Genomic DNA, 22038 nt, shown 5'->3' on the forward strand with positions numbered 1-22038 from the left:
CGCGACTAGACTGAGTCGTCAGTCCCAACGAATGGAGTCACCGTGATCGCCGATGTCCTCGCCGATGCCGGAGCGCGCATGGATCGCGCCGTGGAGGCCGCCAAGGAGGACTTCGCGACCGTCCGCACCGGACGCGCGAACCCCCAGATGTTCCAGAAGGTCCTGGTCGACTACTACGGCTCGCCGACACCTCTCGCTCAGCTCGCCTCGCTGAACAACCCCGAGGCGCGCACGCTCGTCATCAACCCCTACGACAAGTCCGCGCTGAAGGCCATCGAGCAGGCGATCCGCGACATGCCGAACCTGGGCGTCAACCCGACCAACGACGGCACGATCGTGCGCGTCACCATGCCCGAACTCACGCAGGACCGCCGCAAGGAGTACGTCAAAATCGTGCGCGGCAAGGGCGAGGACGCCAAGGTGCAGGTGCGCAACCTCCGCCGCAAGGCCAAAGACGACCTGGACGCGCTCAAGAGCGACGTCGGCGAGGACGAACTGGTCCGTGCCGAGAAGGAGCTCGACGCCGTCACGCGCACGCACGTCGATCTGATCGACGAAGCCCTCAAGCGCAAAGAGGCAGAACTCCTCGAGGTCTGACCGTCATGCCCGACGCCCCCGATATCGGCGACAGCGCGCCGGTCGATCCGCCGACATCCCGTCGCGACGATCCAGCGCGCCGTTCGCCGATCACGGGCGAGGGTGTGACCGCGATCGAGTCGCAGCTGCGCGCGATGCGCACGGATGCCGAACAGCACCTCGCCCACGCCCGCGCCGAGTTCGACCAGGCCAACGAGCGCATCAAACAGCGCACCGGGCGCGACCTCATCGTCGCGACGCTCATCGGCGTCGCGATCGGCGTAATCGTCATCGCCTCGCTGATCTTCGTGAAGTGGGCGTTCGTCCTCTTCGCGGCGGGGGCGATGGTGCTCGGCGTGCTGGAATTCTCGCGCGCTCTGCAGAATGCCGGCCGGCGGGTCGACGTCGTTCCGCAGCTGGCGATGGGCTTCGTCCTGTTGCTGAGCGGGTTCTTCCTGGGCGCGTGGGTGCACTGGATCGCCGTCCTGGTCGCGGTCGTCTTCGTGATCGTGTGGCGACTGGTCGCTCAGCTGTTCGCCGCTGCGGGACGCGCGCCGATCGATGTGATCGGCGACGTCCTGGTGGCCGGTTTCGTGCAGGTGTACGTGCCGTTCCTCACGAGCGTCGCCATGATCCTGCTCGCACAGCCCCGCGGAGAGTGGTGGGTGCTCGCGTTCCTCATCCTCGCGGTGGCCGCCGACACCGGCGCGTACGTCTCGGGCCTGACCTTCGGGCGGGGCGGGCGGCATCCCATGGCTCCCCGTATCAGTCCCAAGAAGACCTGGGAGGGCTTCGCCGGGGCCTGTGTCGCCGCCGTCGTGGCCGGGGCGCTGCTGGCCGCGTTCATGTTGCAGGTGCCCTGGTGGGCCGGAATGATCTTCGGTGCGGCCGTGCTCGCGACCGCCACGGTCGGCGACCTCGGCGAGTCGATGATCAAGCGCGACCTCGGCATCAAGGACATGAGCTCCTGGCTGCCCGGCCACGGCGGAGTGCTCGACAGGCTGGATTCGATTCTCCCGTCCGCCACCGCCGCTCTCGTGATGTATTACCTGCTGTCTCCGTTGGGAGTGTCATGAGCTCGTCACCGTTCCCCGAATCCGGTCGCGCCAAAGGTTACGAGAAGCGCGCGGTCGACGCCTTCCTCGCTCGTGCGCGCGAGGCCTTCGAGTCGGATGAGATCGGCACGATGCGCTCCTCCGAGGTGCGAGCGGTCGCCTTCCCGCTCGTCCGCGGCGGCTACGCCGTGACCGCCGTCGACGCGGCCCTTGGGCGCATCGAGGACACCTTCGCCGCGCGCGAGCGTGAACACGCCCTGTCGCGGCTGGGCGCTCGCGCGTGGGTGGCCGAGACCCGCGACACCGCGCAGGTGGTGCTGGACCGGCTCCGTCGCCCGCGCGGCGCGCGCTTCGAGCGGGTCGGCATGCTGCGCTACGGCTACCGCGTGGACGAGGTCGACGTCGTGGCCGATCGTGTCGCGCGCTACCTCGCTGCCGGCGACCCGGTCACCCCCGAGCAGGTGCGGGCCGTGGCTTTCCGTCTGCAGCGCGGCGGATACCGCGAGACGCAGGTCGACGCGGTGCTCGACTCCGTCGTCGAAGTGATGCTCGCGGTCGGATGACCCGCTCGAATGGAAACCGGTCGCTCAGCGTCGGTAGACTCGACGGCACTGTGACTCCCGGTTCGGATCTCTCGCGCGCCTCTCGCGTCGCCCGTCGTGGCGGTGCGGCGCTCGACGTGATCCCCCCGCGGCTCCCCGCTCGCAGCGCGCCGCGGTGGTCGCGTCGTCGCGGTGTCGTCGGCGTCTTCGCCGCGTGCGCCGCCGTGCTGTTCGCCGGCGCCTACGTCGGCCCGATGGGTGCTGCGCTGCAGCCCGCGCAGGCCGAGGTGCCCCGCACCGTCACCCTGTACGCGGAGGGCCTGGACGACGTCCAGGCCGTGTCGACCGGGGGAGACAAGCAGACCCCGCAGCTCGACCGGTCCAGCTACAACGTCTACGTCAAGCCGAAGCCCACGCCCACGCCGAGTGCGTCGCGCACGACCACCGCGTCGGACTCCGGTTCGTCGGCGTCCAGCAGCGGCCCGTTGTTCTACACGGGCGGGGGAGCACCCGCCGAGTGGATGGCCGCAGCCGGCATCTCCGAGGCCGACATGGGCTACGTCGACTACATCGTCAGTCGCGAGAGCGGATGGAACCCCAACGCGACCAACCGATCCTCGGGTGCCTGCGGTCTCGTGCAGGCGCTGCCGTGCAGCAAGGTCCCCGGAAACGGATACGACCCGGTCGACAACCTGCGCTGGGGGACCGGTTACGCCGTCGGGCGCTACGGCAGCTGGGCCGGAGCCTACGCGTTCTGGACCAGCAACCACTGGTGGTGAGCGGCATCCATGCCCCGCTCCCGTAGACGACGGCCCGATCCGGGCCGCGGCGACGACTCGCTCGACCGCCTCATCGCCGGGTGGAAGCGCACCGAGACCAAGCGCGGCGCCGAGTGGACGGTCCAACCGCTCGCCGGTTCGCAGGCGGTGAAGGACTACGTCTGCCCGGGGTGCGGTCGAACCGTGCCCGCCGGCACCCCGCACCTCGTCGTCTGGAGGGCCGACGGGGTGCTCGGCGATGCAGCCGACCTCGCCGCCCGCCGTCACTGGCACTCGCACTGTTGGAGGATCGCCTGATGGAGATTCGTGGACCCGTCCTTCTGCCCGCCCGTCGCGAGGACATCGAGCTGCGCACCGTCGACGAGCTGACGCTCGTCGGCGAACTCGCCCTGCCGCTCGAGCGCGAACCGGTCGCGACGCTGGTGACGCTGCATCCGCTGCCCACGGCCGGCGGGTTCATGGACTCGCACATCCTCCGCAAGGCGGCGGGGCGGCTGCCCGCCCTCGCCGATCTCGCGGTGCTGCGTTTCAACACGCGCGGCACGACCTCTCCGCGCGGGACGAGCGAGGGCTCCTTCGACGGCGGCGCCAACGAGGTGTTCGACGTCGCCGCCGCGGTCGATTTCGCGCGAGAGCGGGGGCTTCCGCGACCCTGGCTGGTGGGCTGGTCGTTCGGCACCGAGCTCGCCCTCAAGTACGGACGGGACCACGACATCGAAGGTGTCATCCTTCTCTCGCCGCCTCTGCACCGCGCGACCGCCGACGAGGTCGCTGCCTGGGCCGGTGACCCTCGTCGCATGGTGGTGCTCGTGCCGGAGTTCGACGACTACCTGCGTCCCGACGAGGCGCGCGAGCGGTTCTCGTCGGTTCCCGGGGCGACGCTCATCCCCGTCGAGGGTGCGAAGCACCTCTGGGTGGGTGAGACCCAGACCCGGCGTGTCCTCACCGAGATCGTCGCCGCCGTCAACCCCGAAGCCCTCCCGCTGCCCACGGAATGGGACGAGGACTGAGCCGGCTCAGCGTTCGTTCTGACGCGGGATGACGACCTCGCGGTAGATGATGAGGATGCTCGCGGCGACCGGGATGGCGATGAGCGCGCCGAGCAGGTTGAGGAGCGCCCCGCCCGCCAGCGCCGAGATCACCACGACCGAACCCGGCACGGAGACCGCGCGGTTCATGATGCGCGGAGAGATCACGTAGGCCTCGATCTGCATGTAGACGAGGTAGTAGATCACGGCGATGAGCGCCGCCGTGGGCGACCCCAGGCCGGGGAGCAGGCAGGTCAGGACGATGATCGTCGACCCGGTGAGCGTTCCCACCAGCGGGATGAGCGAGAAGAAGAAGGCGATGACGGCCAGCACGGCCGGGAACGGCGCATTGATGATCGACAGGAAGATCGCGCTGAGCACGCCGTTGATGACGCCCAGGCTCACCTGACCCATGACGTAATAGCCGACGGAGTCGGTGATCTTCTCGGCCAGTTCGATGAACCGGGCCCGCTTGGACGCCGGAACCAGCTGGTAGACGGCCGACTTCAACGACGGGGTGGATGCCGTGAAGTAGATGGTCAGGATGAGCACGATGAACGCCCCGCCCAGGCCCGCGGCCACTGCCCCCGCACCCGTCAGCAGGCTGTTGCCGATCATGGTCGAGATGGACCCGACGTCGAGCGTGGTGAACCAGCGCTGGATGCTCGCCCAGACGTCGTCGAGCTTGAGCCAGGGGAGGGTCTGCGACACCCAGGTCTGCACCTGCAGCACGAGCTCGTTCCAACGACCGGGTTGCAGGAGGAGCTCGATCTGGGACACGAGCTGACCGATCTGGCTCACGATGATCGGCACGACCATGAAGATGATCCCGGTGAAGATGCCGAGGACGGCGAGGATCGTCACGAGCACGGCAGCCCAGCGAGCAAGCCCCCGCCGTTCGAGGAACGACACGACGGGATCGAGGCCGAGCGAGAGGAACAGCGCGGTTCCCACGTACAGCAGGATCGTCGACAGGTTCTGCACGCTGCCGATGATGAGCAGGCCGACGCCCACGCCGAGGGTCGCCAGCAGCGCCACCCGGAAGGGATTGTGGATCTTCATGCCGAACGACTCCCGCCTCAGCCGGGCGGACGTGCCCGTCCCGTCAGGATACTGACGCGGCGCACCGCGGAGCGCACGGCGCACGGCGCGACCGGTGACCGGCCCATGCCGCGAACTTTCAGCCGCCCTCGGATAGTCTGAAACGTCGATTCTTCGGTGGCACCCGAGCCGCCGGTGGGGATGGTGTGAAGCGTGAGATTCGTCTGGGCCGTGGTGGCGTTCGTCATCGCCGCCGCCATGATCGGTGCGGGGATCGCGCAACGGACCGTGTTCCAGGGCCCATCCGAGACCTCGGCCACGGTGCAGACCGAGGGGACGACGGCGTACACGCTGGTCGACGGTTCGGTGCTCACGAGCGTCCCGGGGGCGCAGACCCTGCGCGTCGAGGGCGACGGTGCGGTGTTCGCGTCGTACGGCCGTACCGCCGACGTCAAGGCGTGGCTGGCCGACGTGCCGTACACGGCGGTCACCGTCGACGGTGAGGGAGTCGTGCAGACCTCGGCGGTCCAGCCGACCGTGACTCCCGTCTCGACCGGGCGTTCGCCGGTGGACTCCGACCTGTGGCTCGACGAATACGAGCAGACCGGCACCCTCTCGACGACCTTGCAGCTGCCGAGCGACATGAGCGTCCTCATCGCCTCCGACGGGACCGCTCCCGCCCCCGCGAACGTCAGTGTCACCTGGCCGATCGACAACTCCACCCCGCTGTCGGGACCGCTCATCGTCGGTGGCGGCGTCGTGCTGCTCATCGGCCTGGTGCTCTACGGACTCGGCATCCGTCACGTCCGCCGCCAGCGTCGTCCGCGCCGCAAGGGTCTGCCCCTGCCGGTCACCGAGCCCATCTCGACCGTGGACGGTGAGTCCAAGGGCGTCGTGAGCGAGAGTCCTGCTCGTCGGGGGCGCGGAACCCGCCGCGCGCTCGTGGCGGTGCCCGCGCTGGGCGTGTCGGTGGCGCTGCTGGCAGGATGCTCCGCCGACGCGTGGCCGCAGCTCGCGGCGTCGGAGTCGCCGAGCCCCACGCCGACGGTCGTCGTGCCCGAGGGGCAGTTCCCGCCCGCCGTCACCGAGGCTCAGGCTCAGCGCATCGTCTCACGCGTCTCGCAGGCAGTCGCTCAGGCGGACGCCTCACTGGACGCGAACGCTGCGGCGCAGCGGTTGTCGGGACCGGCCCTGGCCGAGCGTCAGACCAACTACAGGCTGCGCGCCGCCATCTCCGACCGCCCGGCTCTGCCCGCGATCCCCGCTGAACCCGTGCAGATCGTCCTTCCGCAGACGACGGGGACATGGCCGCGCACGCTCATGACGGTGGTCGAATCGACGGACACCACGACTCCCACGACGACGATCATGATGATGACGCAACAGACGCCCTGGGAGGAGTACAAGGCGTCCTACGTCGGCAACCTCGAGGCCTCGACGAATCTGCCCGAGCTGGCTGCGGCCTACGTCGGTGCGACCCAGGTGCCGCCGGACTCGTCGTTCCTGGTGATGGCGCCCGAGAAGGTCGCCGCCGCCTACGCCGATATCATCAACAACGGGCAGAACAGCGCTTCGTACGGTCTGTTCGACACCGCGAACGACCTGCTCCTCACCGCGATCCAGGACAACAAGACCAAGCGCACCGACGAACTCAATCAGACCGGTGCGGGCACGGCGCAGATCAGCTTCGAGGCCTCGGCCGGCCCGGCCTCGCCCATCGCCCTGGCGACGCTGGACACCGGTGCGATCGTCGCGGTCAACGTCTACGAGAGCGACACGGCCAAGCCCACCAACGCCGACGCGGTGATCAAGCTCGACAACAACCCCGCCGTCAAGGCACTCACGGGCGTCGACCAGTCCGCGACGGGATTTACCACGACCTACTCCGACCAGGTGTTCTTCTACGTGCCCAGCCAGGGCTCGGACGATCAGATCCGCCTCCTCGGTTACCGATCCAGCCTCCTCGAAGCGAAGGTGTCCCCGTGAGCACTCCCGCCGCACCCGGTTCCGTCATGCGCGGTGCCGTCGATCTCTCCTCCCTGCGCAATCGCCCCTCGGCCCCGACGGCGCCCTCCGCCACGACCGCGCCGGACGGGGCTCCCACCGGCGCCCTTCCCCTCGTCTTCGACGTCACCGACGCCACGTTCGGCGAGGTGCTCGAGCTCTCGCGCACCGTCCCGGTCGTGATCGACCTGTGGGCCGAGTGGTGCGGACCGTGCAAGCAGCTCAGCCCCGTGCTCGAGAAGGTCGTCACCGAGCTGGGCGGCCGTCTGGTGCTGGCGAAGGTCGACGTCGACGCGAACCCGCAGCTCGCGCAGGGTTTCCGTGCGCAGTCGATCCCCATGGTCCTGGCGCTCGTCGCCGGCCAGCCCGTCCCCCTGTTCACCGGGGCCGTGCCGGAGCAGCAGGTGCGCGACGTGTTCGCCCAGCTGCTGCAGCTGGCCGCGCAGCACGGGGTGACCGGAACCGTGCCCGTCGCCGGGGCCGACTCTGCGGCCGCTCCCGAAGAGCCGCCCCTGCCGCCCCTGCACGCCGAGGCTTTCTCCGCGATCGAAGAGGGCGACTACGCTCGCGCGATCTCTGCCTACGAGCAGGCTCTCGCCGAGAACCCGCGTGACGCGGACGCCCGCGCCGGACTCGGTCAGGTGCGCCTGCTCGATCGCGTGCAGGGTGCGGACCTGCAGGCGGCTCGCGCTGCCGCCGCGGCCGATCCGGAGAGCATTCCGGCGCAGTTCCTCGTCGCCGACCTCGATGTGGTGGGCGGTCACGTCGACGACGCCTTCGGTCGTCTGCTCGAGCTGTTCGCAGCCTTGCCGTCCGACGAGCGCGCGCCCGTGCGGGAGCGTCTGCTCGAGCTGTTCGGCATCGTCGGCGACGACGACGCCCGCGTGATCCGCGCGCGTGCCCGGTTGGCATCCTTGCTCTTCTGATTCCGCGTGTGTCTCCCGCCGAGGTGGGGGGAGGATGCCACGCGAGAGAACGCCCCGCCCCGGTGGACCGGGGCGGGGCGTTCTGTCGTCAGCGCATCAGGAGCCGGCGCGGTGGTGCAGCCACAGCACGCCCAGCGGCGGGAGGGTCAGCGTGGCGCTGCCGCGACCGTCGGTGTGGACGCTGCCCAGGTTGCCCTGGCCCGAACCTCCGAAGACCTCGGCGTCACTGTTGAGCACCTCGGTCCACTCGCCCGCCTCGGGCAGGTCGAGCGGGAAGTCGCTCAGGGGGACGCCCGAGAAGTTGCAGACGACGGCGATCGTGTTGCCGTGGTGGTCGCGGCGGGCGAAGGCCAGCACGTTGGGGTTCCAGGCGGGGGCGCCCAGCCGCGAGAACGCCGCGCCGTCGTGGTCGCGCGACCACAGTGCCGCCTGGTCTTTGTACACGCGGTTCAGCTCGGCGACGAACGCGTGCAGCTGTGCGTGCGAGGGCTGATCGAGCATCCACCAGTCGAGCCCGCGGGTCTCGGACCACTCGGACATCTGGCCGAACTCCTGGCCCATGAACAGCAGCTGCTTGCCGGGGTGGCCCCACATGTACGCCAGGAAGGCGCGCATGTTGGCGAGCTTCTGCCAGTGGTCTCCCGGCATCCGTCCGAACAGGCTTCCCTTGCCGTGCACGACCTCGTCGTGGCTGATCGGCAGGACGAAGTTCTCGCTGAACGAGTACACGAACGAGAACGACAGCTCGCCCTCGTGGTGCGAGCGGTACATCGGGTCGCGCCCGATGTACTGCAGCGAGTCGTTCATCCAGCCCATGTTCCACTTGAACCCGAAGCCCAGACCGGCGTGCGAGGTCGGGGCGGTGACGCCGGGGAAGCTGGTGGACTCCTCGGCGATGAGCGCGATGCCCGGGTAGCGCTTGTAGGACGTCGCGTTGACCTCCTGCAGGAAACGGATCGCCTCGAGGTTCTCGCGACCGCCGAACTGGTTGGGCGCCCATTCGCCCTCGTTGCGGGAGTAGTCCAGATAGAGCATGGATGCCACGGCATCCACGCGCAGACCGTCGACGTGGAATTCCTCGAACCAGTACAGCGCGTTGGCGACGAGGAAGTTGCGCACCTCGTTTCGCCCGTAGTCGAAGATGAGCGTGCCCCAGTCCTTGTGCTCTCCGCGACGGGGATCGGGGTGCTCGTAGAGAGCCTCGCCGTCGAAGCGCGCGAGAGCGAACTCGTCTTTGGGGAAGTGCCCGGGGACCCAGTCCATGATGACGCCGATGCCCGCCTGGTGCAGGCGGTCGATCAGGTAGCGCAGGTCGTCGGGGGAGCCGAAACGGCTGGTCGGGGCGTAGTAGCCCGACACCTGGTAGCCCCACGATCCACCGAAGGGGTGCTCGGCCAGGGGCAGGAACTCGACGTGCGTGAAGCCCTGCGCGCTGACGTACGAGATTATCTCGTCGGCCGCGTCGCGATACGACAGCCCCGGCTTCCACGAACCGAGGTGCAGCTCGTAGATCGACATCGGACGGTCGATCGGCGCCGTGCGCGAGCGCTCCTCGACCCACGCATCGTCCGCCCACTCGTAGGCGGTGTCGGTGACGACGGATGCCGTGGCCGGCGGGGTCTCGGCGAGGCGGGCCATCGGGTCGGCCTTCTCGATCCACTGTCCCGCGCGCGTGAGGATCTCGAACTTGTAGCGGGTTCCGACGCCGATGCCGGGGACGAACAGCTCCCACACGCCGCTGCCGCCCATCGAGCGCATCGCGCTGCCGGTGCCGTCCCAGCCGTTGAAGTCGCCGATGACGCGCAGGGCACGGGCGTCGGGCGCCCACACGGTGAACGCGGTGCCGGTGGAGCCGTCGAGCTCGCGCACGTGGGCGCCGAGCACGCGCCACAGCTCCTCGTGCCGGCCCTCGGAGATGAGGTGCAGGTCGAGTTCGCCGACCGAGGGGGCGTGACGATACCCGTCGTCGGTGACGTGTTCGCTCTGGTCGTAGCGGGCGCGCACCGTGTACGCGCCGGGGTAGGCGTCGACCGGGGCCTCCCAGATGCCCCCGCGCACATGCGACAGCTGCACGCTGGTGCCATCGGCCAGTTCGGCGGACACCTCGCGGGCGAGGGGGCGGCGGGACCGGATCACCCAGCCGTCCCCGCTCCGGTGCACCCCGAGGACACTGTGCGGGTCGTGGTGCGAACCGTGGGCGACGGCGTCCAGGATCTCGGGGGGCAGGGCGGTCATCGGTTCTCCTTGACGTGCAGGATGTGCACGGGTTCGTTGAAGGCGTCGAGGCGGACGAAGTTGTGGTCGGCCCAGGTGAACACCTGGCCCGTCACAAGGTCTTCGACGTCGTACGTCGCCCCCGGCTCGATACCGAACACGGTCGTGTCGAGGTGGACGGTGGTCTCGCGCGCGGAGTGCGGATCGACGTTGACGACGACGATCACGGTGTCGGGGGAGCCGGTGGGGGAGAGCTCGGCATCCAGGTGCTTGGAATAGACGAGGATCGCGTCGTCGTCGCTCCAGTGCACGCGCAGGTTGCGCAGTTGGCGCAGGGCGGGGTGCGCGCGGCGGGCCGCGTTGAGCATGCGCAGGTACGGGGCGAGCGAGTCGCCCGATGCCTCGGATCCCTCCCAATCGCGGAACTTGTACTCGTACTTCTCGTTGTCGATGTTCTCTTCGGATCCCGGACGCGCCACGTTCTCGTACAGCTCGTACCCGGCATAGACGCCGTACGTGGGAGCCGCGGTCGCGGCGATCGCGGCGCGGATCTTGTACGCCGGACGCCCGCCGAACTGCAGGTACTCGGTGAGGATGTCGGGAGTGTTGACGAACAGGTTGGGCCGCAGGAAGTCGTCGGTGTCGTGCGCCAGCCCGCCGAGGAACTCCTCGGGCTCCTCTTTCGTGTTACGCCACGTGAAGTACGTGTAGCTCTGCTGGAAGCCGGCCATCGCCAGTCCCTGCAGCGGGGCCGGGCGCGTGAACGCCTCGGCCAGGAACACGGCGTCGGGCTCCTCGGCGCTGACCGTGGCGATGAGCCACTCCCAGAACTGCAGGGGCTTGGTGTGCGGGTTGTCGACGCGGAAGATGGTCACTCCCTGCGCGATCCAGTGCCGCACGATGCGCAGCACCTCGGCCCGGATGCCCTCGGGGTCGTTGTCGAAGTTGACCGGGTAGATGTCCTGGTACTTCTTCGGTGGGTTCTCGGCGAACGCGATGGAGCCGTCGGGCAACGTGGTGAACCACTCGGGGTGCTCGGTCACCCAGGGGTGGTCGGGGGAGGCCTGCAGCGCGAGGTCGAGGGCGACCTCGATGCCGTTCTCGCGCGCCGCGGCGACGAAGGCGCGGAAATCGCCGAGGGTGCCGAGGTCGGGGTGCACGGTGTCGTGACCGCCGGCCGCCGCGCCGATCGCCCACGGTGAGCCGGGGTCGCCGGGCTGGGTGACGAGGGTGTTGTTCGGACCCTTGCGGTTGGTGACGCCGATGGGGTGGATGGGCGGCAGATAGAGCACGTCGAAGCCCATGCCGGCGACGCCGGGCAGGCGATCGATCGCGGTACGGAACGTGCCGCTCACGACCGAGCCGTCTTCGGCGCGGGTGGCTCCCTCGGAACGCGGGAAGAACTCGTACCAGGCGCCGACGCCCGCGCGCTCTCGCTCAACGAGCAGCTCGGCGTCGCGCCCGACCGAGACCAGGCCCATCATCGGACGAGCCGCGAACAAGGCCGCGATCGCCGGATCACGCACGATCTCGAGCGCGACGTCATCGTGCACGTCGGGGTCGCGGAGGGAACGGGCGGCGTCGTAGAGGGCGTCCTTGTCGCTGCCGGGGCGTTTCTTCTCGCCGCGGGCGCGGTCGAACAGCCGAGCGCCCATCTCGCGCATGAGGGCCGTGTCGACCCCCGCGGCGATCTTGAGATCGGCCGCGTGCTCCCACGTGGCGAAGTCGTCGGCGAAGGCCTCGAAGCGGAAGCGCCAGACGCCCTGCTCGAGAGGCGCCACCAGCGTCGACCAGCGGTCGAAGCCGTCGTTGAGCGGGCTCAACCGGTGCAGGGACTCGTCTCCGGACGGCGAGAACAGCCGGACGTTGACCCCGATGCGGTCGTGACCCTCGCGGAACGCCGTGACCGTGAACGGCACGGCCTCGCCGACGAAAGCCGACGGACGGAAGCGTCCGCCCGGGACGCTGGGGTGAGGCAGCGCCATCGGGATGCGCGGGGTGACCACGCTGCGCGAGGTCGGCGTCGGCTTGACCGGACGCACCGGGATCGAGGCGGCGCTGCGCCAGGGCAGCTCGGGCGTTTCAGTCGTCGTGGTGGCCACGGATCGAACCTATCGCGGGGTGGCGACGTTGCCCCATCGTTTCATCCGGCCTTGACAGGCTGAGCCGTCACGTCGGGCGGGTGGGTCCGGCGTGACGCCGTTTCTCACTCCACGCGGAACACGCGCATCGACGCCCCCGCGATCGGCAGAACCGTCCCGGGGGCGAAGCGGGCCTCGGTCTCGGCCGGTGCCTCGAGCGCGCTCGACCACAGCTCGACGAAGACCGCGTCGTCGAGGTCGGGCAGCACGATCTCGGTGTCGTCCTCGGTGCCGTGGATGACGACGAGCACGCGGTTCGGCGCCTCTTCTTCGGGGGTCGAGGTGGCCAGGTACTGCAGCGTGCGGTGCGCGGGGTCGTTCCAGCGGTCGCTGGACATCGTCTCGCCGTGCTCGTCGAACCATTCCATCACCGAGGCCGAGGGGATCCGCTCGCCCAGACGCGCGAAGCGCCGGGGGCGCAGGGCGGGGTTGTCGCGCCGCACCTGGAGCAATCGCTGCGTGTGCGCGAAGAGGTCGTGCTGCCAGGGCGCGAGATCCCACGACAGCCATGTCAGCGCCGAGTCGTGGCAGTAGGCGTTGTTGTTGCCGCGCTGGGTGCGCCCCATCTCGTCGCCGGCGGTGATCATGGGGACCCCCGCTGAGGTCAGCAGGGTGCCCATCAGGTTGCGCATGGCCTTGCGGCGGGTGGCGAGCACGCGCTCGTCGGTGGTCTTGCCCTCGGCACCGTGATTGAACGAACGGTTCGTGTCGGCGCCGTCGCGGTTCTGCTCGCCGTTGCCGAGGTTGTGCTTGACGTCGTACGACACCAGATCGCGCAGGGTGAACCCGTCGTGCGCGGTCACGAAGTTGACGCTCGCGAGAGGTCCGCGTTTCTCGCTGAAGGTGTTCGACGAACCCGCCAGGCGGGTGGCGAAGCCTCCGATGCCCACGGGGGCGGTGCTCGCGCGTCGCGCGTAGTCGATGTCGCTCAGCCAGAAGTTGCGCACGCGATCGCGGTAGCGGTCGTTCCACTCCAGCCACCCGTCGCCGAAGTTGCCGGTCTGCCAGCCGCCCATCCCGACGTCCCAGGGCTCGGCGATCAGCTTCGCGTCCGCGAGCGTCTCGTCGCCGCGGATGGCGGCCAGCAGCGGGTGATCGGGGGTGAACGAGTGATTCTCATCGCGGCCGAGGGTCACCGCGAGGTCGAAACGGAAGCCGTCGATCTGCACCTCCTCGCTCCAGTAGCGCAGCGAGTCCAGCACGAGGCGGGCAGCGGCATCCGTCGAGGTGTTCACCGCATTGCCGCACCCGGTCTCGTCGATGTAAGCGCCCTCGGCCGTCTGCCGGTAGTAGGCGCGGTTGTCGATGCCACGAAGGCTCGTGCGCGGGCCGCCGATGCCCTCTTCGGCGGTGTGGTTGTAGACGACGTCGAGGATCACCTCGAGCCCCGCCTCGTGCAACAGCTTGACCATGCCCTTGAATTCGCGAAGCACCGCCTCGGGGCCCTCGGCGCGGCTGGCCGCCGTCGCGTACGGGGCGTGGGGGGTGAAGAAGTTGAGGGAGTTGTACCCCCAGTAATTCGCGAGACCGAGCTGCAGCAGGCGCGGCTCGGTGGCGAAGGCGTGCACCGGGAGCAGCTCGACGCTCGTGATCCCCAGCGCGAGCAGGTGGTCGATCATCGCCGGGTGCGCGAGGCCGGCGTAGGTACCGTGCAGGGCGGGAGGAATGAAGGGATGCCGCTTGGTCAGCCCCTTCACGTGCCCCTCGTAGATGACGGTGCGGTCCAGCGGCACGCGCGGTTTGACCGATTCGCCCCAGTCGAAGGAGCCGTCGACGACGACCGAGCGCCAGTCGCCGAAGCTGCCCGACACCAGGCCGCGCGAGTAGGGCTCGATCAGCAGGGACTGCGGGTTGAAGGTGTGCCCGGGGCCGTGGGGGCCGCCGACGCGGATGGCGTACCGTGCGCCCGGACGCAGCAGGGGAGACGTGGCCTCGAAGACGCCGCCGCCGACGGGGGCCATCGTGATGGTCTCGGTCGCCCAGTCCAGATCGACGTCGTCGAAGATCAGCAGCTGCATCGCGTCGGCCGATCCCGACCACACGCGCAGCGTGCCGCCGTCCGGACCGAGGCGCACCCCCAGGTCGTCCAGGGCGGGGCTCAGCAGGCCGGGACGGGTGGGCGGGGCAGGCTCGGGTCGGACCATGTGTCCTAGGCTAGTGACAGCGGCCGTCGACGTCGGGAGGACCAGGTGCGGGTGTACCTCGATCACGCGGCGACCACGCCGTTGCGCGCCGAGGCGCGCGACGCGTGGCTCGCGGCGCACGAGGTGCTCGGCAACCCCTCGTCGATACACGGCGCGGGCCAGGACGCCCGTCGTCTTCTCGAGGACGCCCGCGAGCAGGTCGCCTCGGCGTTGGGATGCCAGCCCATCGAGGTCGTCTTCACCTCGGGCGGCACCGAGGCCGCGAATCTCGCCCTCAAGGGCCTGTGGTGGTCGCGCGTCGACGGCGCCGACGCGATCGTGCTGCCCGACGGAGAGCACCACGCGACGCTCGACGTCGTCGAGTGGCTCGCCGCGGCCGAGGGGGCGCGCGTGCGCGCGGTGCCGCTCGATCCTCTGGGTCGCATCGTGCCCGGCGAGTTCGCCGATGCCCTCGCGGGAGCCGCCGCTGCCACGGCCCTGGTCGCCAACAACGAGGTCGGAACGCTTCAGGATGCCGCCGCCCTCGCGTCCGCGGCATCCGAGGCCCGTGTTCCCCTGCATCTGGACGCGGTGTCGGCCCTCGGCCAGGTGCCCGTGGACTTCGCCGGGTGGCGCGGGACGGGCACGACGGGCGACGGTCTCGTTGCGCTGTCGGTGTCGGCGCACAAGGTCGGCGGACCCGTCGGGGTGGGGGCCGCGGTGGTGTCCCGTCACGCCCGGGTGACCCCGCTCGTGCACGGCGGGGGCCAGCAGCGCGGGCTCCGCGCCGGAACCCAGGACGTCGCCGGAGCGGTCGCATTCGCCGCCGCCGTCCGCGCCGCCGGGGCGCAGCGCGAGACCGAGGCCGTGCGGATCGCGGGCCTGCGCGATCGGCTGGTGGCGGGCATCCGGTCGTCCATCCCCGACGCCGAGCTGCTCGGCGATCCGCGCGATCGGCTTCCCGGCAATGCGCACGTGCTGTTCCCGGATGCCGCCGGCGAGACGCTGCTGTTCCTGCTCGACATGGACGGGATCGCCGTGTCGACCGGGTCGGCCTGCCAGGCGGGCGTCGCCGAGCCGTCGCACGTCGTGCGCGCCCTCGGCCGCGACGACCGGGCGGCCCGCTCGGTCCTTCGTTTCACCCTCGGATACACCTCGACGGATGATGACATCGACGCCGTGCTCGCGCATCTCGCCCCCGCCTACGCCCGTGCTGTGGCATCCGGCGCCCGTTCAGCGGGCCGTTCGTAGACTGGGACGATGCGAGTTCTGGCGGCGATGAGCGGTGGCGTCGATTCCGCGGTGGCGGCGGCGCGGGCGGTGGATGCCGGCCACGACGTCGTGGGCGTGCACCTCGCCCTCTCGCGGGCGGGCGGAACGCTGCGCGCGGGCAGCCGCGGCTGCTGCACGATCGAGGACGCCATGGATGCCCGACGCGCTGCCGACCGCCTCGGCATCCCGTTCTACGTGTGGGACTTCTCGGAGCGTTTCCGCGACGACGTGATCGACGACTTCGTCGCCGAGTACCGAGCCGGGCGCACGCCCAATCCCTGCATGCGCTGCAACGAGAAGATCAAGTTCGCCGCCCTCCTCGAACGCGCCCTCGAACTGGGCTTCGACGCCGTGTGCACGGGCCACTACGCCACGCTCCTCGACACACCCGAGGGGCGCGAGCTGCACCGCGCGTCCGACAACGCCAAGGACCAGTCGTACGTGCTGGGCGTGCTGACGGCCGCGCAGCTGGCGCACACCTACTTCCCGCTCGGCTCCACCCCCTCCAAGGCGCTCGTTCGCGCCGAGGCCGAGGAGCGCGGGCTCACCGTCGCGCAGAAGCCCGACAGTCACGACATCTGCTTCATTCCCGACGGCGACACCCGCGGGTGGCTCGCCGACAAGGTGGGCGCGGAGCGCGGTGAGATCCTCGACCGCACGGGGGCGGTCGTCGGCTCGCACGAGGGCGCCCACGCCTTCACCGTCGGCCAGCGTCGCGGCCTGCAACTGGGTGTTCCGGCGGCCGACGGCAAGCCGCGCTTCGTGCTTGAGGTGCGACCCGTCTCGAACACCGTCGTCGTCGGGCCCAAAGAGGCGCTCGCGTGCGCCGAGATCGCGGGGGAGCGTTTCAGCTGGGCCGGCCGCGCCCCGCGCGAGGACCGTTTCGCGTGCCACGCGCAGATCCGGGCGCACGCCGAACCCGTGCCGGCCATGGCCGAGCTCGTCGACGGGGTGCTCACGGTGCGTCCCGAGACGCCGTTCGACGGGGTGGCGCCGGGGCAGACCGCGGTGCTCTACGACGGCACGCGCGTGCTCGGTCAGTTCACGATCGACCGTACGGTGTCGGCGGTACCCGTCGGGGCGTGATCCCCGCGCCGCAAGGCCCGCGGGCGATGTCGGACGCCCTGCCTAAGCTGGGACGGTGACCGAGCACGACCAGCTTCCCGACCTGACCCTCGACCAGGCGCGCGCCGAGGCGGCCGACCTGACGCAGCGCATCGTCGACGCGCGCGAGGCGTACTACGGGCGCGATGCCGAGCTTGTCGACGACGCCACCTACGACGGGTGGATGCACCGGCTCGAGGCGATCGAGCGGTCGTTCCCCGAGCTGCAGGGTCAGGACAGCCCGACGCTCTCGGTGGGCGCGGCCGGGGCGACCGATCTCGCCACGATCGAGCACGCCGAGCGGATGCTGAGCCTCGACAACGTCTTCTCTCCCGACGAGCTCCGTGACTGGGCGGTCAAGACCGAGGCGGCAGCGGGCCGTGCCGTGCACTGGCTCAGCGAGCTCAAGATCGACGGGCTCGCGATCAGCCTTCGCTACGAGAACGGCGTGCTGACGTCGGCGGCCACCCGCGGCGACGGCCGGGTCGGCGAGATCGTCACCGAGAACGCGCTGCGTCTCGCGGGCGTCCCGCGCGAGCTGCGGGGCGAGGGGCATCCCGCCCTGGTCGAGGTGCGCGGCGAGGTCTTCATCCCGGTGGCCGCGTTCGAGAACCTGAATCGCCTGCAGGGCGACCTGCGCGAACGCGCGGTGGCCGAGGCCCGGGAGCGCGCCGCGACCCGCCGCGGCGGGCGGTCCTTCGACCTCGACAAGGCGGAGCAGGCGGCCGCGCGACGCTTTCCCGCGTTCGCCAACCCCCGCAACGCCGCGAGCGGGGGACTCCGCCAGCAGATCGAGAAGAAGAGCGGCCTCGAGCTCGAGGCCGGGCTCGCCCGCATCGACGCGCTGTCGCTCTATGTGCACGGCATCGGCGCGTGGCCCGACCCCCCGGTCGCGGCGCAGAGCGAGGTCTACGACCTGCTCGCCGGATGGGGTCTGCCGACCTCGCCCTACAGTCGCGTCGAGTCGGGCATCGACGGGGTGCTGTCGTTCGTCGCGTACCACGGCGAGCACCGGCACGACGTCGAGCACGAGATCGACGGTGTCGTGGTCAAGGTGGACGAACTCGCCCTGCACGACGAGCTGGGTGCGACCAGCCGTGCACCGCGCTGGGCGATCGCGTACAAGTATCCGCCCGAGCAGGTCAACACGAAGCTCCTCGACATCGTGGTCTCTGTCGGCCGAACCGGACGGGCCACGCCGTTCGCCGTGATGGAGCCGGCCAAGGTCGCCGGCAGCGTCGTCCGCCAGGCGACCCTGCACAACCAGGACGTGGTCAAGGTGAAGGGCGTCCTCATCGGCGACACCGTCGTCCTTCGCAAGGCGGGCGACGTCATCCCCGAGGTGCTGGGTCCGGTCGTCGAGCTGCGCGACGGCAGCGAACGCGCGTTCGTCATGCCGGCGGACTGTCCCGAGTGCGGTACGCCGCTGCGTCCGGCCAAAGAGGGCGACATCGACCTGCGGTGCCCCAACGCCCGCTCGTGCCCCGCGCAGGTGCGCGGTCGTGTCGAGCACATCGGCTCCCGCGGCGCGCTCGACATCGAGGCCCTCGGCGAGGTGACGGCCGCCGCCCTCACCCAACCCGAGGTGCCCGAGCGTCCGCCGCTCGACACCGAGGCCGGCCTGTTCGACCTGACGCTCGACGAGCTGGTGCCGATCGAGGTCGTCGTCCGCGACTCCGAGACCGGCGAACGCAAGGTCGACCCCGATACCGGAGAGCTGGTCCGCCGGGCGCCCTTCCAGAAGCTGGGCCCCGCGACCTACCCGCCGGGCAGCGACGACCTCGACCCCGCGGAACGACGGCGGCGCGGCATCCGCAAGGACTACCGCGAGGTACGCCCGTCCGAGCAGGCGACCAAGCTCGTCGCCGAGCTCGAGAAGGCGAAGACGAAGGACCTCTGGCGACTGTTGGTGTCGCTCAACATCCGCCACGTCGGACCCGTGGCCGCGCGAGCCCTCGCGCAGTGGTTCGGTTCGTTGGATGCCATCCGCGCCGCGTCCCGCGAAGAGCTCGCCGCCGTCGAGGGGGTGGGCGGCATCATCGCCGATGCGGTCATCGATTGGTTCGCCGTCGACTGGCACGTCGAGATCGTCGAGCGCTGGACCGCGGCGGGTGTGCGCTTCGCCATCCCCGGACACCCGGGACCGGGGGCCGCCGCCGCAGCCGGGGGAGTGCTCGCGGGTCTGACGGTGGTCGCGACGGGCTCGCTCGAGGGGTACACGCGCGAGGGCGCCCAAGAGGCGATCATCGCCGCCGGGGGCAAAGCGGCTTCGAGCGTGTCGAAGAAGACCGACTTCGTCGCGGCGGGTCCGGGCGCAGGTTCCAAGCTCGCCAAGGCCGAGGATCTGGGCCTGCGGATCCTCGACGCGGCGCAGTTCCGCGTGCTGGTGGAGCAGGGACCCGCAGCACTGGACGCCGCGAGAGGTGACGCCGAGGGAGCGCCCGAATGAATCGCGCCCGTCCGCGCCTTAGTCGGCGAGAATGCGCTCGCGCACCTGTCGGCGCAGCACCTTGCCGATGAGCGAGCGCGGCAGGTCGTCGACGACCACCAGGCGCTTGGGCACCTTGTAGGGCGTCAGGATGCTCCGCGCGAACGCGCGCACGGCCTCGGCGTCGAACTCGCCGGGCGTCGTGGGCACGACGGCCGCCACCACGGCCTCTCCGGCGTGCGCGTCCGGCACGCCCACGACCGCGACGTCGGCGACCGAGGGGTGCTGACGCAGCACGTTCTCGACCTCGGTCGGGGCGACGTTGAACCCGCCCGTGATGATGAGTTCTTTGATGCGGTCGACGATGCGCACGAAGCCGTCGTCGTCGATCGTGACGATGTCGCCCGTGCGGAACCACCCGTCGACGAACACCGCCTCGGTCTCGTCCGGCTTGCCGTAATAGCCCGAGAACACCTGCGGGCCGCGGACGAGCAGCTCGCCGCGCTCGACATCGGTTCGGGGGTCGTCGGGATCGACGACGCGGCATTCGGTGCCGGGCAGGGGCAGCCCCACCGTTCCGGCGACGCGGTTGTCGGCGACCGGATTGGCCATGAGCACGGGGGAGCACTCGCTCAGTCCGTACCCCTCGACGAGATAGCCGCCCGTCGCTCGCTCGAACGGCACCACGAGGTCGTGCGGGAGCGCCATGGCGCCCGAGATCGCGATGTCCGTCCCCGCGAGCGACACGCCCTTGTCGTTCGCGGCCTTGAGCAGTCGTTCGGCGATCGGCGGGACGAGCGGGAGGAAGGTCGCGGGATGCCGCGTGGTCACCGCGAGGACCAGGTCGGGGTCGAATTTGGGGAACAGCACCAGCCGCGCGCCCATCGACATCGCGAAGGTCAGGCACAGCGTCAGCCCGTAGGCGTGGAACATCGGCAGTACCGCGTACACGACGCAGCCCTCGCCGCGGACGATCTGGGGCGTCCACGCCTGCGCCTGGGCGGCGTTGGCGAGCAGGTTGGCGTGCGTGAGCATCGCGCCCTTGGGCGTTCCGGTGGTGCCACTGGTGTACTGGATGATCGCCAGGTCGCCCGAGGCCGGCCGCGGGTGCGTCTCGGGCAGAGGGTCGTGGTGGACCAGGTCGTCCCAGGACACGGCATCCCGGGTCCGGGCGAACAGCGCAGCGCGGGATTCGCGCGCCTTCTTGACCGGCAGGCGCAGCGCCAGGCGCGTGGTCCAGGGCATCGCGCGGGTGATGTCGACCGAGATCAGGGTGTCGACGCGCAGGTCGGCCGGGAACTCCTGGACCGTGGCCACCACCTTGCTCCACACGATCGCGTGCTTCGCGCCGTGGTCCTCGAACTGCTTGCGCAGTTCGCGGGGAGTGTAGAGCGGGTTGTGCTCGACGACCACCGCGCCCAGGCGCAGCACCGCGTAGAACGCCACGATGTGCTGCGGGCAGTTGGGCAGCACGATCGCCACCGGGTCGCCCGCGCGCACGCCGTGCGCGGCGAGGGCCGCGGCGACGCGGGAGATGTCGGCCGAGAGCTGCGCGTACGTGGTCTCGCGACCGAAGAACTGCAGGGCCGGGGCGTCGGGATAGTCACGGGTCGAGGCGTCGACGATGTCGACGAGCGAGCCGCTCACGGGGGCCAGGTCTTCGGGCACCCCCGCGGCATAGCTCGAGGTCCAGGGGCGCGGCGGTTCGAAGCTCGTCACCCCGCCAGCCTAGGCCGAGCCACGCCTCGGCTGCCGTCCTCTCCACAGGCGGCGACGGCGCCGAGCATCGGTGAGGGGACGGTCGCGAGGGGCCGGGCGAACTAGGATTAGGAGGTGTCTGAAATCACTCCCGATCTCGTGCGCCATCTCGGTGTGCTCGCCCGGATCCAGTTGAGCGACGAGGAGGTCCACAGCCTCACCGGCCAGCTGGATGCCATCGTCGACAACATCGCGAAGGTCTCCGAGGTGGCAACGCCCGACGTCGTCGCCACGAGCCACCCGGTCCCCCTCCAGAACGTGTTCCGCCCCGATGTGGTCGGAGAGACGCTCACGCGCGAACAGGCCCTGTCGAACGCGCCGGACCAGGCCGATGGCCGTTTCCGCGTGACCGCGATCCTCGGAGAAGAGCAGTGAGCCGTATGAGCCCCTCCACCCCCGCCGCCATCGCGAAGGAGCAGGGCCGATGACCGATCTCACCCGCCTCACCGCCGCCGAACTGGCAGCTGCCCTCTCCCGCAACGAGGTGTCGAGCGTCGAGGCGACGCAGGCCCACCTCGACCGCATCGCCGTCGACGGCGACGTGCACGCTTTCCTGCACGTCAGCGACCACGCCCTCGACACCGCCGCCGACATCGACCGCCGCCGCGCCGCGGGCGAGCAGCTGCACGAGCTGGCCGGTGTGCCGCTCGCCGTCAAGGACGTGCTGGTCACCACCGACATGCCGTCGACGAGCGGATCCAAGATCCTCGAGGGCTACATGTCGCCCTACGACGCCACGGTCGTCGCGCGGTCGCGCGCGGCGGGTCTGATCCCCCTCGGCAAGACCAACATGGACGAGTTCGCGATGGGCTCCTCCACCGAGTTCTCGGCCTACGGGCCCACGCGCAACCCCTGGGACCTCGACCGCATCCCCGGCGGATCCGGCGGCGGGTCGGCCGCGGCCGTCGCCGCATTCGAGGCACCGCTGGCCCTCGGTTCCGACACGGGCGGGTCGATCCGTCAGCCGGCGCACGTCACCGGCACGGTCGGCGTCAAGCCCACCTACGGCGGCGTGAGCCGTTACGGCGCGATCGCCCTGGCATCCAG

The 22038-nt window shown here is 70.3% G+C and carries 18 protein-coding genes; 13 read left to right on the forward strand and 5 right to left on the reverse strand.

Annotated elements, in window-relative coordinates:
• The first annotated feature begins 42 nt into the window (after positions 1-42).
• The 6 genes from frr to QZ433_RS11385 are packed head-to-tail and all read left to right on the forward strand — an operon-like array spanning position 43 to position 3962.
• A complete protein-coding gene (gene frr, locus QZ433_RS11360) occupies positions 43-597 on the forward strand; it encodes a ribosome recycling factor (protein WP_076675969.1) in 555 nt (184 codons plus the stop codon).
• A gap of 5 nt (positions 598-602) precedes the next feature.
• Positions 603-1652 (forward strand): phosphatidate cytidylyltransferase, encoded by a 1050-nt coding sequence (locus tag QZ433_RS11365; protein ID WP_295783423.1) that lies wholly within the window; start codon positions 603-605, stop codon positions 1650-1652.
• Positions 1649-2194, forward strand: coding sequence for a DivIVA domain-containing protein (locus QZ433_RS11370; protein WP_295783425.1), 546 nt, complete (start codon positions 1649-1651; stop codon positions 2192-2194). Before QZ433_RS11365 ends, QZ433_RS11370 begins: the two co-directional genes overlap by 4 nt.
• 50 nt (positions 2195-2244) lie before the next feature.
• A complete protein-coding gene (locus QZ433_RS11375) occupies positions 2245-2952 on the forward strand; it encodes a transglycosylase SLT domain-containing protein (RefSeq protein ID WP_295783431.1) in 708 nt (235 codons plus the stop codon).
• Positions 2953-2961: 9 nt separating this feature from the next.
• Entirely contained in the window at positions 2962-3249 is a 288-nt protein-coding gene (locus QZ433_RS11380) for a hypothetical protein (protein ID WP_295783434.1), read from the forward strand.
• Positions 3249-3962 carry an alpha/beta fold hydrolase gene (locus QZ433_RS11385; RefSeq protein ID WP_295783437.1) on the forward strand — a complete coding sequence of 238 codons (714 nt, stop codon included), beginning with the start codon at positions 3249-3251 and terminating at the stop codon, positions 3960-3962. The genes QZ433_RS11380 and QZ433_RS11385 overlap by 1 nt, the downstream gene beginning before the upstream one ends.
• A 6-nt stretch (positions 3963-3968) precedes the next feature.
• Here QZ433_RS11385 and QZ433_RS11390 read toward each other — a convergent pair whose 3' ends face one another.
• Complete coding sequence (locus tag QZ433_RS11390) at positions 3969-5042, reverse strand: AI-2E family transporter (protein ID WP_295783440.1); 1074 nt, start codon at positions 5040-5042, stop codon at positions 3969-3971.
• A 192-nt stretch (positions 5043-5234) separates the two neighbouring features.
• Here QZ433_RS11390 and QZ433_RS11395 point away from each other — a divergent pair, with 192 nt between their 5' ends.
• Positions 5235-7007, forward strand: coding sequence for a glycosyl transferase (locus QZ433_RS11395; RefSeq protein ID WP_295783443.1), 1773 nt, complete (start codon positions 5235-5237; stop codon positions 7005-7007).
• Positions 7004-7951 carry a tetratricopeptide repeat protein gene (locus QZ433_RS11400; RefSeq protein WP_295783446.1) on the forward strand — a complete coding sequence of 316 codons (948 nt, stop codon included), beginning with the start codon at positions 7004-7006 and terminating at the stop codon, positions 7949-7951. Before QZ433_RS11395 ends, QZ433_RS11400 begins: the two co-directional genes overlap by 4 nt.
• 96 nt (positions 7952-8047) lie before the next feature.
• Here the strand turns inward: QZ433_RS11400 and glgB are convergent, their stop codons facing one another.
• From glgB to glgX, 3 genes are all read right to left on the reverse strand, one after another.
• Positions 8048-10186, reverse strand: coding sequence for a 1,4-alpha-glucan branching protein GlgB (gene glgB / locus QZ433_RS11405; protein WP_295783448.1), 2139 nt, complete (start codon positions 10184-10186; stop codon positions 8048-8050).
• Complete coding sequence (locus QZ433_RS11410) at positions 10183-12150, reverse strand: maltotransferase domain-containing protein (protein ID WP_295783474.1); 1968 nt, start codon at positions 12148-12150, stop codon at positions 10183-10185. Before QZ433_RS11410 ends, glgB begins: the two co-directional genes overlap by 4 nt.
• Before the next feature lie 221 nt (positions 12151-12371).
• Positions 12372-14450 carry a glycogen debranching protein GlgX gene (gene glgX, locus QZ433_RS11415; RefSeq protein WP_295783451.1) on the reverse strand — a complete coding sequence of 693 codons (2079 nt, stop codon included), beginning with the start codon at positions 14448-14450 and terminating at the stop codon, positions 12372-12374.
• A gap of 45 nt (positions 14451-14495) precedes the next feature.
• Here glgX and QZ433_RS11420 point away from each other — a divergent pair, with 45 nt between their 5' ends.
• The 3 genes from QZ433_RS11420 to ligA are packed head-to-tail and all read left to right on the forward strand — an operon-like array spanning position 14496 to position 19254.
• Positions 14496-15680 (forward strand): cysteine desulfurase family protein, encoded by a 1185-nt coding sequence (locus QZ433_RS11420; protein ID WP_295783454.1) that lies wholly within the window; start codon positions 14496-14498, stop codon positions 15678-15680.
• 9 nt (positions 15681-15689) lie between these two features.
• On the forward strand, positions 15690-16787 hold the full coding sequence (gene mnmA / locus QZ433_RS11425) for a tRNA 2-thiouridine(34) synthase MnmA (RefSeq protein ID WP_295783458.1): 1098 nt from the start codon (positions 15690-15692) through the stop codon (positions 16785-16787).
• 55 nt (positions 16788-16842) lie between these two features.
• Complete coding sequence (ligA, locus tag QZ433_RS11430) at positions 16843-19254, forward strand: NAD-dependent DNA ligase LigA (protein ID WP_295783461.1); 2412 nt, start codon at positions 16843-16845, stop codon at positions 19252-19254.
• A gap of 18 nt (positions 19255-19272) precedes the next feature.
• Here the strand turns inward: ligA and QZ433_RS11435 are convergent, their stop codons facing one another.
• Complete coding sequence (locus tag QZ433_RS11435) at positions 19273-20952, reverse strand: long-chain-fatty-acid--CoA ligase (protein ID WP_295783465.1); 1680 nt, start codon at positions 20950-20952, stop codon at positions 19273-19275.
• Positions 20953-21066: 114 nt separating this feature from the next.
• On the opposite strand from QZ433_RS11435, the gene gatC reads away from it, so the two are divergent.
• Positions 21067-21366 carry an Asp-tRNA(Asn)/Glu-tRNA(Gln) amidotransferase subunit GatC gene (gene gatC, locus QZ433_RS11440; protein WP_295783468.1) on the forward strand — a complete coding sequence of 100 codons (300 nt, stop codon included), beginning with the start codon at positions 21067-21069 and terminating at the stop codon, positions 21364-21366.
• Between the two features lie 49 nt (positions 21367-21415).
• Positions 21416-22038, forward strand: a 623-nt coding sequence (locus QZ433_RS11445; RefSeq protein WP_295783471.1) for an amidase, incomplete at its 3' end; no start/stop codon positions are given.

Source organism: uncultured Microbacterium sp. (assembly GCF_913776565.1).
Lineage (GTDB): Bacteria > Actinomycetota > Actinomycetes > Actinomycetales > Microbacteriaceae > Microbacterium.

What these genes read in the sequence shown, in the direction of transcription:
- QZ433_RS11365 (WP_295783423.1), top strand. Translation starts at nt 603, where the DNA reads ATGCCCGACGCCCCCGATATCGGCGACAGCGCGCCGGTCGATCCGCCG.
- QZ433_RS11370 (WP_295783425.1), top strand. Translation starts at nt 1,649, where the DNA reads ATGAGCTCGTCACCGTTCCCCGAATCCGGTCGCGCCAAAGGTTACGAG.
- QZ433_RS11380 (WP_295783434.1), top strand. Translation starts at nt 2,962, where the DNA reads ATGCCCCGCTCCCGTAGACGACGGCCCGATCCGGGCCGCGGCGACGAC.
- QZ433_RS11385 (WP_295783437.1), top strand. Translation starts at nt 3,249, where the DNA reads ATGGAGATTCGTGGACCCGTCCTTCTGCCCGCCCGTCGCGAGGACATC.
- QZ433_RS11390 (WP_295783440.1), bottom strand. Translation starts at nt 5,042, where the DNA reads ATGAAGATCCACAATCCCTTCCGGGTGGCGCTGCTGGCGACCCTCGGC.
- glgB (WP_295783448.1), bottom strand. Translation starts at nt 10,186, where the DNA reads ATGACCGCCCTGCCCCCCGAGATCCTGGACGCCGTCGCCCACGGTTCG.
- QZ433_RS11410 (WP_295783474.1), bottom strand. Translation starts at nt 12,150, where the DNA reads ATGGCGCTGCCTCACCCCAGCGTCCCGGGCGGACGCTTCCGTCCGTCG.
- glgX (WP_295783451.1), bottom strand. Translation starts at nt 14,450, where the DNA reads ATGGTCCGACCCGAGCCTGCCCCGCCCACCCGTCCCGGCCTGCTGAGC.
- mnmA (WP_295783458.1), top strand. Translation starts at nt 15,690, where the DNA reads ATGCGAGTTCTGGCGGCGATGAGCGGTGGCGTCGATTCCGCGGTGGCG.